General features: G+C 61.4%; 12 protein-coding genes. 7 read left to right on the forward strand and 5 right to left on the reverse strand.

The genetic code is table 11. The annotated features are described in order from the left end of the window. The first annotated feature begins 25 nt into the window (after window positions 1–25). The 7 genes from ABNT42_RS08035 to ABNT42_RS08065 are packed head-to-tail and all read left to right on the forward strand — an operon-like array spanning window position 26 to window position 9303. Complete coding sequence (locus ABNT42_RS08035) at window positions 26–874, forward strand: ABC transporter permease subunit (protein ID WP_348696166.1); 849 nt, start codon at window positions 26–28, stop codon at window positions 872–874. Window positions 875–901: 27 nt separating this feature from the next. Next, window positions 902–2374: a DUF3138 family protein gene (locus tag ABNT42_RS08040; RefSeq protein ID WP_348696167.1), complete on the forward strand. Its 1473-nt coding sequence runs from the start codon at window positions 902–904 to the stop codon at window positions 2372–2374. A 23-nt stretch (window positions 2375–2397) separates the two neighbouring features. Further along, on the forward strand, window positions 2398–3885 hold the full coding sequence (locus ABNT42_RS08045) for an aldehyde dehydrogenase (RefSeq protein WP_348696168.1): 1488 nt from the start codon (window positions 2398–2400) through the stop codon (window positions 3883–3885). An 8-nt stretch (window positions 3886–3893) separates the two neighbouring features. Beyond that, window positions 3894–5267, forward strand: coding sequence for a type III glutamate--ammonia ligase (glnT, locus tag ABNT42_RS08050; protein ID WP_348696169.1), 1374 nt, complete (start codon window positions 3894–3896; stop codon window positions 5265–5267). Window position 5268: 1 nt separating this feature from the next. After that, window positions 5269–6567, forward strand: a complete 1299-nt coding sequence (locus ABNT42_RS08055) for an FAD-binding oxidoreductase (protein ID WP_348696170.1) — start codon at window positions 5269–5271, stop codon at window positions 6565–6567. A 29-nt stretch (window positions 6568–6596) separates the two neighbouring features. Beyond that, window positions 6597–7931 (forward strand): glutamine synthetase family protein, encoded by a 1335-nt coding sequence (locus ABNT42_RS08060; RefSeq protein WP_348696171.1) that lies wholly within the window; start codon window positions 6597–6599, stop codon window positions 7929–7931. Between the two features lie 10 nt (window positions 7932–7941). Then, complete coding sequence (locus ABNT42_RS08065; RefSeq protein WP_348696172.1) at window positions 7942–9303, forward strand: aspartate aminotransferase family protein; 1362 nt, start codon at window positions 7942–7944, stop codon at window positions 9301–9303. A gap of 52 nt (window positions 9304–9355) precedes the next feature. Here the strand turns inward: ABNT42_RS08065 and panB are convergent, their stop codons facing one another. From panB to hda, 5 genes are all read right to left on the reverse strand, one after another. Then, window positions 9356–10207, reverse strand: coding sequence for a 3-methyl-2-oxobutanoate hydroxymethyltransferase (gene panB, locus ABNT42_RS08070; protein WP_348696173.1), 852 nt, complete (start codon window positions 10205–10207; stop codon window positions 9356–9358). 100 nt (window positions 10208–10307) lie between these two features. Next, window positions 10308–10823 carry a 2-amino-4-hydroxy-6-hydroxymethyldihydropteridine diphosphokinase gene (gene folK, locus ABNT42_RS08075; RefSeq protein WP_348696174.1) on the reverse strand — a complete coding sequence of 172 codons (516 nt, stop codon included), beginning with the start codon at window positions 10821–10823 and terminating at the stop codon, window positions 10308–10310. A 14-nt stretch (window positions 10824–10837) separates the two neighbouring features. After that, window positions 10838–12253 (reverse strand): polynucleotide adenylyltransferase PcnB, encoded by a 1416-nt coding sequence (gene pcnB / locus ABNT42_RS08080; RefSeq protein ID WP_348696175.1) that lies wholly within the window; start codon window positions 12251–12253, stop codon window positions 10838–10840. Further along, entirely contained in the window at window positions 12246–12917 is a 672-nt protein-coding gene (locus tag ABNT42_RS08085; protein WP_348696483.1) for an HAD family hydrolase, read from the reverse strand. The genes pcnB and ABNT42_RS08085 overlap by 8 nt, the downstream gene beginning before the upstream one ends. After that, the gene (hda, locus tag ABNT42_RS08090; RefSeq protein ID WP_348696176.1) at window positions 12917–13603 is read right to left on the reverse strand and encodes a DnaA regulatory inactivator Hda; all 687 of its coding nucleotides are present in this window, start codon (window positions 13601–13603) and stop codon (window positions 12917–12919) included. Before hda ends, ABNT42_RS08085 begins: the two co-directional genes overlap by 1 nt. Between the last annotated feature and the right edge of the window lie 25 nt (window positions 13604–13628).

The raw sequence follows: 13628 nt of genomic DNA on the forward strand, positions 1-13628 counted from the left end.
ACAAAGCCGAACAGGAGGCCCGCTAATGAGTGGAAACTGGTTACAGCGCTGGTTCGGGCGCGGCTGGCTGTCGATGGGCTATCTGTTCCTTTACCTGCCGATTATCGTACTGGTCGTATTCTCGTTTAACAGCTCGCGTCAGGACATGATCTGGAGCGGCTTCTCGACGCGCTGGTACACGGAACTGCTGAACGATACGGAGATCATCGGCGGCTTCTGGCTGTCGATCCGCATCGCCGTACTGACCGCCTGCGCGTCCGTGGTACTGGGTACGTTTGCAGCCTTTGTGCTGAACCGCTATCAGCGCTTCTATGGCCGCACACTGTTCTCCGGCATGGTCAGCGCACCGCTGGTGATGCCGGAAGTGATTATCGGTCTGTCGTTGCTGCTGATGCTGGTGTCGGTACAGAAGCTGTTCGGCTTCCCTGAGCGCGGCCTCACCACCATCTGGCTGGGGCACACGCTGCTGGGCATGGCCTATGCGGCGGTGGTGGTGCAATCGCGTCTGCAGGAGATGAGCAAATCGCTGGAAGAAGCGGCCATGGATTTGGGCTGCAAGCCGCATCAGGTGTTCTTCCTCGTCACGCTGCCGAACATTACGCAGGCACTCGGTTCGGCATGGCTGCTGACGTTCACCCTGTCGCTCGACGATGTGGTGCTGTCGGCCTTCCTGTCCGGCCCCGGCTCGTCCACCATGCCGATCGTGATCTTCTCGCGTGCCCGTCTGGGCCTCGATCCGCGTGTGAACGCCGTCGCAGCATTAACGATATTGGTAGTTTCCATCGGTGTGGTTGCTTCGAGTTTGTACATGGCGCGTGCCGAGCGCCTGCGGCAGAAACAGATTTCCGCTGCCTTCAAAGCAGATAACGAGTAACGCTAACAACAATCATAAGGAGTAGCTATGCACATACTGAAGAAAGTCGTACTGGCTCTGGCCGTTGCTTACCCAGCCATTGCTGGCGCGCAGACCAACAAGGAACTGAAGGCCGAACTCGAAGCGCTGAAGAATCAGGTCAAGCGGCTGGAAGCCCTGATCGAGAAGACCGGCGCACAGGCCCAGCAGGCTAGCACGCAGGCAGTGCAGGCCAGCTCTCAGGCGGCACAGGCCAGCACGCAGGCTGCCGAAGTGAGCGCCAAGGTAGCGCAGGCGGCCGATAACGGCGTCGATCCCGCCGAGTTCAATCGCATCCGTATCAAGACCGAGGCCATGGAAGACGCCACCGAAGCCAATGGCTTCAAGGGTGTGAAGATTTCCGGCTACGTTGATCCGACCTATATGTACAACCGCAATGCGAAGACCTCGAGCTTCGTCTTCCTGAACAATAACAGCGCAGTCAACGGCTCGACCGAGACCTTCGGCTACGACAACACCTTCTTCGGCAGCGGCATGCTGAACTTCGAGAAGGAACTGGAAGGTGGCACCAAAGTCAAAGTCAGCATGATGCCAAGTAAGAGCGCCGGCGCTGGCTACAACTTCGGCAATCTGGTGCATGAAGCCACGCTGGTGGTGCCGCTGGGTGACCTGAATACGCGACTCATCGCCGGTCAGTGGGCTGACTGGACGGGTTACGAGATGATTCCATCGAACCAGAATAAGCTGATTACCCACAATCTGCTGTTCGACTTCTCCGCGGCTAACTTCTACACGGGTGCCGGTATGGAGTTCGTCAACGGCCCGTGGGATACCAAAGTCATGATGGGTAATCTGAACCGTTCGCGCATCGATACGGGCAAGCGTCAGACTCCGGGCCTGTTCTATCGGGTTGACTACGCGCGCGGCGAATTTAATGGCTTCGGCTTCTCCGGCATCCACGCCGGCTTTGATGATCATGACCAGTTTGGCCGCCTCGACCTGATGGAGGTGGATGGCTACTTCAACCGTGGCGACTGGAGCGTGCAGGGTCAGCTCTCGTATGGCCGCCAGAAGGCTACCGAGTACAACGCCTTTAGCGGCAATGGCACCCACTGGTTCGGCTTATCCGGTCTGGCTGCTTACAAGGTCACGCCACGCTTCGAAACCATTGCGCGCTTCGACTACATCAACAATCGCGGCAATGGCGGTGGCGTATTCGGTTCGACCTTCGGCGGAGTATGTCAGGACACTACCGGTGCCGATGCCAATTGCCCGGACGGCCGCAACGGATTCGGTTCCAGCATGATGTTTGATGGCAGCAGCTGGGTGGTTTCCGATCCGACGCAGGGCACCCGCCGCTACGCGCTGTCGCTGGGCGTGAACTATGCGCTGATGCCCGGTGTGAATCTGAAGGGCGAATATCGCTACGACCGTTCGTCCGGCAATGTATTCAAGACGTTTGATGAAAACTACCGCAAAGACAACCACGTGCTGGGTGTTTCGACGGTGGTCAGTTTCTAAAAAAGAGAGTAGTGGAGGCGAAGATGACAGCAACATCGTGGCATGAGCGTGCAGCACAACTGGCAATCGATGGCCGCGCCGTAATCGGCGGCCAGCGGGTATGGGCTGTGGCCGGACAGCAGTTTGAAAATCTATCGCCGATAGATGGACGCAAGCTGGGTATGGTGGCACGCTGCGATGCTGCCGATGTTGATGTTGCCGTCGCCGCGGCGCGCGCCGCATTCGAAGACCGGCGCTGGGCTGGCAAATCGCCGGCACAGCGCAAGCGCGTGCTGATCAAATTTGCCGATCTGGTGCAGCAGCACGGTGCCGAACTGGCGCTGCTGGAAACGCTGGATATGGGTAAGCCCATCAAGTACAGCCAGAGCGTGGACGTGGGCGCCACTGCCAACTGTCTGCGCTGGTATGGCGAAGCGATCGACAAGGTGTATGACGAAATCGCCCCGACGGCTGATAGTAGTCTGGCGCTGATTACGCGCGAGCCGGTGGGCGTGGTAGCCGCCATCGTGCCGTGGAATTACCCGATGATCATGGCGGCATGGAAGATCGCGCCGGCGCTGGCAGCAGGCAATAGCGTGGTGCTCAAGCCTTCGGAAAAATCGCCGCTGACGGCGCTGCGGCTGGCAGACATTGCGCTGGAAGCAGGTATCCCTGCCGGCGTATTCAATGTGCTGCCCGGTTATGGCCACGAGGCCGGTGCGGCGCTGGCGCTGCACATGGATGTGGATTGCATAGGCTTTACCGGTTCTACCAAGGTGGGCAAACAGATCATGCAGATGGCTGGCCAGTCCAACCTGAAGCGGGCATGGACGGAACTGGGCGGGAAATCGGCCAACATCGTCTGCGCCGACTGTCCCGATCTGGATGCGGCCGTGGCAGCGGCCATCGGTTCGATCTATTTCAATCAGGGCGAAAGCTGCAATGCACCTTCGCGCCTGTTCGTGGAAGCCTCTATCAAAGATCAGTTCATCGAGAAGGCACTGGCGATGATGCCTAGCTATCAGCCCGGCGATCCGCTCGATGAAGCGACCGTGATGGGCGCGATCGTCGATGCGACCCAGATGAAGACGGTGCTCGGTTATATCGAAGCGGGCAAGGCCGATGGCGCCCGTCTGCTGTCGGGCGGCCAGCAGTCGCGTACGGCCAGCGGCGGCTACTTCGTCGAGCCTACCCTGTTTGACGGCGTGAATAGCGAGATGAAAATCGCTAGAGAAGAAATCTTCGGCCCGGTGCTGTCGGTGCTCAGCTTTACTGATCTGCAGGACGCTATCAAACAGGCCAATGCCACTTCCTACGGCCTGCAGGCGGCCGTGTGGACGGCCGATTTGTCGAAAGCCATCCAGACGGCGCGTGCGCTGCGTGCTGGTACGGTACACGTCAACCAGTACGACGGCGACGACATCACCGTACCGTTCGGCGGCTACAAGCAGTCCGGCAATGGCCGCGACAAGTCGCTGCACGCCTTCGATAAATATACCGAACTGAAAACCACCTGGATACAGATCGGCTGAGAGTTCCCATGAATCGCACCACATCGACTACCCGTTCCGTCACCGAGCAGCAGCGCGAGCTGGCCGCGCAAGGCATCAAATATGTCTTCGCCCAGTTCACAGATATCCATGGCGCAGCCAAAGGCAAGCTGATACCGCTGGCCTATCTGTCCGATATCGTTGCGCCCGGTGCAGGCTTTTCGGGGCCGTCGATCTGGGGTACTGGGCTGCCGCGTAATGGCGCTCGTTCCGAGTACTATGGCCGTGCCGATCTGGCTACACTGCAGCCTATGCCGTGGATGCCCGGCTATGCGCGGGTGGCGCTGGATGGCTATGTGGCGGGGGAAGCATTCGATGCCTGCCCGCGGCAGGTGCTGCGCAAGCAGGTAGCGCGGCTGGCGCAATATGGCTGGACCCTGAACGCCGGTCTGGAGCCGGAATTTTTCCTGCTGGAGAAAGGCGCCAAGGGCTACGATGCGGAGGCCGGCGATACGCTGGAAAAGCCTTCGTACGATAGCAAGAGCCTGATGCGCAAGCGCGACTTCCTCGATCAGCTTAGCACCGGCTTGGATCAGTGCGGACTTGGTGTATTCCAGATCGATCACGAAGATGCCACCGGCCAGTTCGAGGTCAACTACCGTTACGCCGATGCGCTCAAGGCGGCCGATAACTTCATGCTGTTCAAGATGGCCGCACATCATCTGGCGGAAGAACAGGGCATGCTGTTTTCCATGATGCCCAAGCCGTTTGCCGACCGTCCCGGTAGCGGTCTGCATTTTCACCTGTCGCTGGCTGACGCCAGTGGCAAGCCCCTGTTCGCACTGGGCGCCGGCGAGGCGGAACAGGGCGAGCATGGGCTGGGCCTGTCGCCGCTGGCCTATCAGTTCATGGCGGGGCTGCTGCGCCACGCGCCAGCGCTGACGGCACTGTGCGCGCCGACGGTGAACTCCTACAAGCGTCTGATGTGCGGCGAATCGCTGTCCGGCACAAGCTGGGCGCCAGCGTTTATCGGCTACGGCGAGAATAACCGCACGGTGGTGGCGCGGGTGGTGTATCAGCGCATCGAATGGCGTCTGCCTGATAGCTCGGCCAATCCCTATCTGGCGCTGGCCGGTGTGATTGCCGCAGGACTCGACGGGATCGAAAACCATCTGCCGGCCAGTGCGCCCGTCAATGCTGATGTGTATGAAATGTCGGCCGCACAGCGCGCCGAACTGGGGCTGCAGATGCTGCCGCAGAATCTGGGGGCAGCCGTGGCTGCGCTCAAGGCTGATACGGTGCTGGCCGATGCGCTGGGCACCAGTCTGGTCAAGGAATTTACCTCGCTAAAGCAGGCGGAATGGCTGGAATACTGCCAGCACGTGAGTGCGTGGGAAACCGCCCGATATCTGGATCGATACTGACATGCTCCTGAAAAGAGAAGTGCACCTGACGCAGAACTCTTATTACGAGGCTAGCGTCTCCCGACCCACGCCTGAAGCATCGCTAAAAGGTGCCATTCGCGCCGATGTCTGCGTGGTGGGCGCCGGTCTGGCGGGACTTTCCGCCGCGCTGGAACTGCGTCAGCGCGGCTTTACGGTGGCGCTGCTGGAGGCCAAGACGGTAGGCTGGGGCGCATCGGGCCGTAATGGCGGGCAGCTAATCGCCGGCTATGCCAGTGATGACGCCATCGAGTCGCAACTCGATGCGGCGTCTGCGCGCGAAGCGTGGCAGGTGACGGTGGATGCGCTGGCACTGGTACGCCAGCGGATTGCCGACCACCAGATTGATTGCGACTTTGTGCCCGGCTATATGAGTCTGGCCGTGAATGCGCGCAAGGCGCGCGAACTGGCCGGCTATAGCGAGCAGCTGATGCAGCGCTATGGCTATGCCGTGCAGCCGATTGCGCCGGCCGATGTGGGCAACTGGATTGCCAGCGACCGTTTTCACTCGGGTGTGTATGACCCGCAGTCCGGCCATCTGCATCCGCTTAAATATACGCTGGGGCTAGCAGCGGCGGCGCGTGCAGCCGGTGTGCAGATTTATGAGAACTCGCCAGTGCACAAGGTGCACCGCGCCAACCGCCCCGTGGTGCATACGGAGCAGGGCAGCGTGACCTGTGACTTCGTGGTCATGGCCGGCAATGTGTACCTGAATGAGTATGGCAAAGCGGTAGCACCAGAACTGGCACCGCGCATCATGCCGGTGGGGACTTACATCATCGCCACCGAACAGATGGCGCCGGAACGGGCGGCAGAACTGATACGCCACCGCGCTGCCGTGTGCGATACCAATTTCGTGCTCGACTACTTCCGTCCCACGGCTGACCACCGCATGCTGTTCGGTGGGCGCGTGAGCTATAGCGGGGCGACGCCGCTGAATCTGGCCGGCTCCATGCGCCAGCGCATGCTGGCGGTGTTCCCCCAGCTATCCGATCTGGCCGTGCCGTATGCGTGGGGCGGCTTTGTAGACATCACCATGAATCGCGGGCCTGACTTTGGCCGGCTCGATCCGAATATCTACTACCTGCAGGGCTTCTCCGGCCACGGACTGGCGCTGACAGGCATGGCTGGCCAGCTCGCTGCGCAGGCGATAGCAGGGCAGGCCAGCCGCTTTGATTTACTGGCGCGTCTGCGCCACCACAACTTCCCCGGCGGCGCCGCGCTGCGCACTCCGGCCCTCGTACTAGGCATGCTGTATCACAGGATTAAAGATTTGATGTAACTAATTGATGTAACGACGGGAGACGTAAAATGGAGCAGGTCATGATGGATTTTCTGCGTGAACGTAATATTCACGAAGTAGAGTGTGTGATAGCTGACATGACCGGCATCGCACGCGGAAAAATACTCCCCAAGGACCTGTTCCTGAGCGAAGGCGAAATGCGTTTGCCCAAGAGCGTGTTGCTGAATACGGTGAATGGCGAACAGCCTAACAACATGCCGTATGTAGGGGCGACTGATCCCGACATGATCTGCAAGCCTGATCTGGCCACGTTGCGGCAGGTGCCGTGGGCGGCCGAGAATGTGGCGCTGGTGATTCACGACTGCCAGAATTTTGACGGCTCGCCCGTCGGCCTGTCGCCACGGGCCGTGCTGCGCCGTGTGCTGGCGCTGTATGCGGCGCGCGGCTGGCAGCCTGTGGTGGCGCCCGAGATGGAATTCTATCTGGTCGCGCGCAGCAGCAACCCGCATGAACCGCTGGCACCACCACTGGGCCGCAGCGGCAAGCCGGAGTCGGGCCGCCAGTCGTATTCTATCGACGCGGTGAATGATTTCGATCCCTTCTTCCTCGAACTGTCCACCTTCTGCAAGCAGCATGATCTGGGCGTGGAAACACTGATCCACGAAGCCGGTGCAGGGCAGATGGAAATCAACTTTACCCATGGCGAAGCGCTGGAACTGGCTGACCGCGTGTTCCTGTTCAAGCGTGCCGTGCGCGAAACGGCGCTACGTCACGGCATCTTCGCCACCTTCATGGCCAAGCCCATGGAGACGGAACCGGGCAGCGCCATGCACATACACCAGAGCGTGCTGGATAAGGATGGCAACAACATCTTCACGACGGAGACGGGCGAAGCCAGTCCGCTGTTCTTCAACTATATCGCGGGGCTGGAGCGCTATACTTCGGCGGCTACCTTGCTGCTGGCGCCGCATGTAAATTCCTATCGTCGTCTGTCGCGCTTCATGTCGGCGCCGACCAATGTGCACTGGGGCTATGACAACCGCACCTGCGGCATCCGTGTGCCGAACTCGAATCCGCGCAACCGGCGCGTGGAGAACCGCGTGCCCGGGGTGGATGTGAATCCGTATCTGGCCATGGCGGCTACGCTGGCCTGCGGCTATCTGGGCATGCTGGAAGGCTTGCAGCCGTCCGATCCTACCTACGGCAGTGCCGAGCATGTGCACGACCAGTTACCGCGCAATCTGGAAGACGCCATCATGCGTCTGCGCGAGTGCAAGCCGCTCAGCGAAATATTGGGCGAGCTGTTCGTACAGGCTTTCTGCGAGGTCAAGGAACTGGAGTTTGCTACCTACAGCCGCGTGATCAGTTCGTGGGAACGCGAACATCTGATGCTGCTGGTGTGAGGAGAGCGCCATGCACACACCCCGCACAGGTCTGAACTGGCAGCGCGCGCAGGCGCTGGCCGTCAGCGAACGCGCCAGCTATGTGGCGCGCAATCCCATCTCGGCAGGCCTGGCACAGCAGGCCGGACAGCACATGCTGTTCGGTGTGCCCATGCACTGGATGAACGACTGGTCAACGCCGTTTGCATTGACTGTGGCCGAAGCTAATGGCGCGCGCTTCCGCGATGCAGACGGCCATGAGTACACCGATTTCTGTCTCGGCGATACGGGTGCCATGTTCGGCCATGCGCCGCCGGCCGTAGCGCAAGCGATTGCGCGCCAGTCGGCACGCGGCTACACGGCCATGCTGCCATCGGAAGATGCGGCGCCCGTGGCTGCCGAACTGGCACGCCGCTTCGGACTGCCGTACTGGCAATTTGCCCTGTCTGCATCGGATGCCAACCGCTTCGTGCTGCGCTGGCTGCGTGCGGCCACGGGACGCAGCAAGATACTGGTGTTTAACGGCTGCTATCACGGCACGGTGGACGATGTGTTTGTCGATCTGGTGGATGGCGTGCCGACCCAGCGCGACAGTCTGCTGGGACAGGTCTATACGCTGACCGAGCAGACGCTGGTGGTGGAGTTTAACGATCTGGCGGCGCTGGAAGCTGCGCTGGCTAAGGGTGATGTGGCCTGCGTACTGGCCGAACCCGTGATGACGAATATCGGCATGGTGCTACCGCAGCCCGGCTATTGGGAGGCGGCACAGGACATCATTCGCCGCCATGGCAGCCTGCTGGTAATCGATGAAACCCATACCATCAGCAGCGGGCCCGGTGGCTATGCGCGTGTGCATGGCATTGCGGCCGATGCGCTGGTAGTGGGCAAGCCGGTCGGCGGTGGCATACCGTGCGCCGTGTATGGCATGACGGCGGCGCTGGCGGCACGGGTAGAGCAGGCTAAACGAACTGCACCGGCAGGGCATTCCGGCGTGGGCACGACGCTGAGCGCGAACATGTTTGCCATGGCCGCCATGCGCGCCAATCTGGAACAGGTGATGACGCCTGCGGCCTATGACTATATGTTTGCGCTGGCGGCACAGTTAGCCGATGGCCTGCGTGGCGTGATTGCGCGACACGGTCTGCCGTGGTGTGTGACGCAGGTGGGCGCGCGCACGGAGTTCCAGTTCTGTCCTGTGCCGCCAGTGAATGGCACGCAGGCGCAGGCCATACTTGATAGCGAACTGGAACACATCATTCACCTGTATCTGCTTAACCGTGGGCTGCTGATTACGCCGTTCCACAACATGCTGCTGGTGTGCCCGTCGACGACGGCGGACGACGTGCAGCGGCTGGTGGCGGCGTTCGGGGAATGTGTGCAGGCCTTGCTGTAGCAGGCGACGGCTTACGCACGCCGCCCATACAGCAGTGCCTTAGAGTGGCGGCTTAGAAGCAGTGTTCCAGCGCAGGGAAGCTGCCGTCCTTGACGGCGCTGACGTAGGCGCTGATGGCCGCATCGATGCTGGTCTGGCCGTCCATGAAGTTTTTCACGAAACGCGCTTTGCGGCCGGGGAATACGCCCAGCAGATCGTGCATCACCAGCACCTGACCGGAGCAATCCGGACCGGCACCGATGCCGATGGTAGGAATGGCCAGCAGGTCGGTGGTCTCCTTGCCCAGTGCGGAAGGGATGGCTTCCAGTACCAGCAGCGTGGCACCGGCCGCCTGCAGCGCCAGTGCGTCGGCTTTCAGCAGGTCGGCGCTTTCCAGCGTTTTGCCCTGTACCTTGTAGCCGCCCAGCTGGTGCACCGATTGCGGCGTCAGGCCGAGGTGGGCGCAGACAGGAACCGAACGTTCGGTGAGGAAGCGTACCGTTTCGGCCAGCCATGCGCCGCCTTCCAGTTTGACCATGTGGGCGCCCGCGCGCATCAGTTTTACGGCATTGTCGAACGCCGCCTGCGGGGTAGCATAGCTACCGAACGGCATATCGGCCAGCACCAGTGCAGATTTGCTGCCGCGTGCTACCGCTGCCGTATGGTAGGCCACTTCCTCGACCGTGACAGGCAGGGTGGAGCTGTGACCATTGCAGACCATGCCCAGCGAATCGCCGATCAGCAGCACTTCGACGCCGCAGCGATCCATCAGGGCGGCAAAGCTGGCGTCGTAGCAGGTCAGCATGGTGATCTTCTCGCCATTGGCACGCAGTTGTGCCAGCGCCGGACCGGTGATCGCTTTGACGGCCGCCGTTTTGGCCGGTGCAGGCGTCGCGCTGGCAGCAGGCTTCTGGCTTGCAGCCATTTCGTTTCCTTGCAGGTAAGCAGACATGGTAATCCTTTAAAGATGTGCTGACCGCGATAGTGTAGTCCTAACTGCTATCGCGCGCTGTAAAGTCAAGAGATCAGGTGATCTGGTCTATGCGCTGATCGGTTACGGCCGCAGCGTAATCCTGTGCTGCGCCGAGACCGGGAATATGGATGGCCGGTGCCAGTTCCAGCAGCGGCACCAGTACAAAGGCCCGCTCGGTAATACGCGGGTGCGGCACCGTCAGTGTGGGCGTATCGATGCGGGCATCGGCGTACAGCAGCAGATCGAGGTCCAGCGTGCGCGGCGCGTTGCGATATGGGCGCTCGCGGCCGTGGGCCTGTTCGATGCCGTGCAGAGCGCTTAATAATTCGGCGGCGCCCAGCGTGGTGCTGATGCGGGCCACGGCGTTGATGTAATCGTCGCCACCCGCATCGATGGGCGCGGTGCGGTATAGCGAGGACGCGGCCATCAGCGTGCAGCCGGACAGGGCCTGCAGGCGGCGCAAGGCATCTTCCACCTGCGCGCGCGCGTCGCCCAGATTGGCGCCTATACCGATGTAGGCAATGGCGAAGGGCAGGCCGCCCTGTTCGGCCATGTTATGGATACTCATGATGCTGCAGCAGCTTAATCGTGCTCGCCGTGGCTGGCATCGTTAGCACCAGCATTGCTGCCGCCTTCACCACCTTCGCCGCCACCTTTGCCGGAACGGTTACGGCCACCGCGACGGGGGCCGCGTTTGCGTTTGGCGCCGCCGCTGCCAGCCGGCTGGCTGGCGGCCGTGATCAGTTGTTCGCGCTCGGCCTCGTCGCCCTCGTAGAAGGCGGTCCACCATTCGCCGATCTCTGCGTCGATTTCACCCGAAGCACAGCGCAGCAGCAGGAAGTCGTAGCCGGCGCGGAAGCGCAGGTGTTCCAGCAGCTTGTACGGGGCTTTGCCGACGCGACGCTCGAAGCGCGGCTGCATGGCCCAGATGTCGCGCATGTCGGAACCGATCTTGCGTTGCAGGGCCAGTTTTTCCGTCTGCGATTCAAGCACATCGTCGGCGGCCAGATGCAGCGCAGGGATGGTCTGCTCGCCCGCTGCGCGGTAGGCTTCCCATTTTTCCAGTACCTGATGCCACAGTAGCGACGCAAACAGGAAGCCCGGCGAAGCGGTCTTGCCAGCGTGGATGCGGGCGTCGGTGGAATCCAGTGCCAGCGTGACGAACTTGGCGCCCAGTGGCTGCTCCAGTACCACGTCCAGCAGCGGCAGCAGGCCGTGGTGCAGGCCCTGCGTGCGCAGTTGCTGCAGGCAGGCCAGCGCATGGCCGCTCATCAGCAGCTTGAGCATTTCGTCGAAGATGCGCGCAGCTGGCACGTTGTTAATCAGCGGTGCCATCACCTTGATCGGTGCGCCCGTATGCGGCTCGATCTCGAATTTCAGTTTGGCGGCGAAACGCACCACGCGCAGCATGCGCACGGGGTCTTCGCGGTAGCGGGTTTCCGGCTGGCCGATGATGCGCAGCGTTTTGGCGCGGATGTCGGCGATACCGCCGTGGTAATCGAGCACCTGCTGGTTGGCCGGGTTGTAGTACATGGCGTTGATGGTGAAATCGCGCCGTGCCGCATCTTCGGCCTGACTGCCGAAGGTGTTATCGCGCAGCACGCGGCCATGTTCGTCTTTCGGTGCATTGTCCGAGCTGGTGCCACGGAAGGTGGTCACTTCCAGCAGATCCTGACCGAACATCACGTGCACGATCTGGAAGCGCTTGCCGATGATGAAGGCGCGGCGGAAAAGCTTGCGCACCTGCTCCGGCGTGGCGTTGGTGGCGATGTCGAAGTCTTTCGGCTTCACGCCCAGTAGCAGGTCGCGCACGGCGCCGCCCACCACAAAGGCTTCGAAGCCGGCTTCCTGCAGCGTGCTGGTGACGCGCACGGCGTTGTTGGACAGCAGACGCGGATCGATACCATGGGCGTCCGGCCCCAGCACCACGGGGGCGCTGGTATCGCGTTCGGCCTTGCTCTTGGTGCCGAGGATTTTGCGGATCAGTTTCTTAATCATTGAATAGGTCGATATGTGGCCAGCCATGTTCGGCGGCGTGCTGTTTGAGTTTGGCGTTCGGATTGGTGGCGACCGGATGGCTGACGATGGACATCAGCGGGAGGTCGTTATGCGAATCGCTGTAGAAGTGCACCGTACCGAAGTCTTCCAGCTGCTTGCCCATGTTGGCCAGCCATGCTTTGGTGTGGGTGACTTTGCCCGCGCCCTGGGTGGGTGTGCCGAGCAGCTTGCCCGTCAGCTTGCCCTCGCTATCGGTTTCCGGCACGGCAGCGATCAGGTGCTCCACGCCGAGCGCCTTGGCGATAGGGCTGGTGACAAACTGGTTGGTGGCCGTGACGATGGCCACCAGATCGCCCGCATCGCGGTGCTTCTGCAGCAGCGCCAGTGCGCTCGGACGGATCGCCGGCAGGATCACTTCGTTCATGTATTGCTCCTGCATGGCGGCCAGGCGCTCGCGCGGGAAGCTGGCCAGTGTGCCGAGCGAGAACTCCAGATATTCGACCGGATCGAGCGTACCAGCCTGATACTGGGCGAAGAAGGCATCGTTACGGCGGGCGAATTCGGCCGCATCGACTGCGCCTATGCGCACGAGGAACTGGCCCCACTCGTAGTCGGAGTCGATAGGCAACAGGGTATGGTCGAGGTCAAATAAAGCGAGATTCATCATGCTTGGGCTTCCGCCTGCAACCACTCGCGCAACAAGGGCAGGGTGATCGGGCGTTGGGTTTGTAGGGAATACTGGTCCAGCGAGTCGAGCATGGTCGAGAGTGACCGCATGTCACGCTGGAAGTGCGACAGCAAATAGGGTATCACGCCCGGCGACAGGGTCAAGCCACGGGCACTGGCTGCTGCTGTGAGAGCAGCGGCCTTTTCGTCATCGGTCAGGCCGTGCACCTGATAGATCAGGCCCCAGCCCATGCGGGTACGCAGGTCTTCACGCACGGGCAGCACGGCTGGTGCCACCGCGCCGCTGCACACCATGTAGGCAGAATTGGCGCGGATTTCGTTGAACAAGGCGAAAGCGTCGATCTGCGCCAGCGGCGAGAGTTTTTCGCAGTCGTCCAGCAGATACAGGTCGACCTCGGGCGAATAGACGAATTCGGACTCGATCGAAAACGGCGAGATATAGCGCGCGCGCAGCTGGTCCGCCTCGCTGCCGGCGCTGGCCAGCGCCTTGAGCAGGTGGCTCTTGCCCACGCCCTCGTTACCCCACAGGTAGGCGAAATGCTCGCGTGCGCTGCGGTCGGCAAACTGCCCCAGCAGCGCCACCGCTTCGGCGTTCTGTCCTACCTCGAAGGCACTGAGGCTGTGCACCGGGTCCGCGCCTAAATCGAGCACCAGCTGCTTCATGGCGCCCGCCTGAATGTGATCATTT

This window comes from Duganella fentianensis (assembly GCF_964031615.1).
GTDB lineage: Bacteria > Pseudomonadota > Gammaproteobacteria > Burkholderiales > Burkholderiaceae_D > Rugamonas > Rugamonas fentianensis_A.

Coding starts and splice junctions, on each gene's coding strand:
- ABNT42_RS08085 (WP_348696483.1), bottom strand. CDS start 12,917: ATGAATCTCGCTTTATTTGACCTCGACCATACCCTGTTGCCTATCGAC.
- glnT (WP_348696169.1), top strand. CDS start 3,894: ATGAATCGCACCACATCGACTACCCGTTCCGTCACCGAGCAGCAGCGC.
- hda (WP_348696176.1), bottom strand. CDS start 13,603: ATGAAGCAGCTGGTGCTCGATTTAGGCGCGGACCCGGTGCACAGCCTC.
- pcnB (WP_348696175.1), bottom strand. CDS start 12,253: ATGATTAAGAAACTGATCCGCAAAATCCTCGGCACCAAGAGCAAGGCC.
- ABNT42_RS08040 (WP_348696167.1), top strand. CDS start 902: ATGCACATACTGAAGAAAGTCGTACTGGCTCTGGCCGTTGCTTACCCA.
- folK (WP_348696174.1), bottom strand. CDS start 10,823: ATGAGTATCCATAACATGGCCGAACAGGGCGGCCTGCCCTTCGCCATT.
- panB (WP_348696173.1), bottom strand. CDS start 10,207: ATGGCTGCAAGCCAGAAGCCTGCTGCCAGCGCGACGCCTGCACCGGCC.
- ABNT42_RS08060 (WP_348696171.1), top strand. CDS start 6,597: ATGGAGCAGGTCATGATGGATTTTCTGCGTGAACGTAATATTCACGAA.
- ABNT42_RS08065 (WP_348696172.1), top strand. CDS start 7,942: ATGCACACACCCCGCACAGGTCTGAACTGGCAGCGCGCGCAGGCGCTG.
- ABNT42_RS08045 (WP_348696168.1), top strand. CDS start 2,398: ATGACAGCAACATCGTGGCATGAGCGTGCAGCACAACTGGCAATCGAT.
- ABNT42_RS08035 (WP_348696166.1), top strand. CDS start 26: ATGAGTGGAAACTGGTTACAGCGCTGGTTCGGGCGCGGCTGGCTGTCG.
- ABNT42_RS08055 (WP_348696170.1), top strand. CDS start 5,269: ATGCTCCTGAAAAGAGAAGTGCACCTGACGCAGAACTCTTATTACGAG.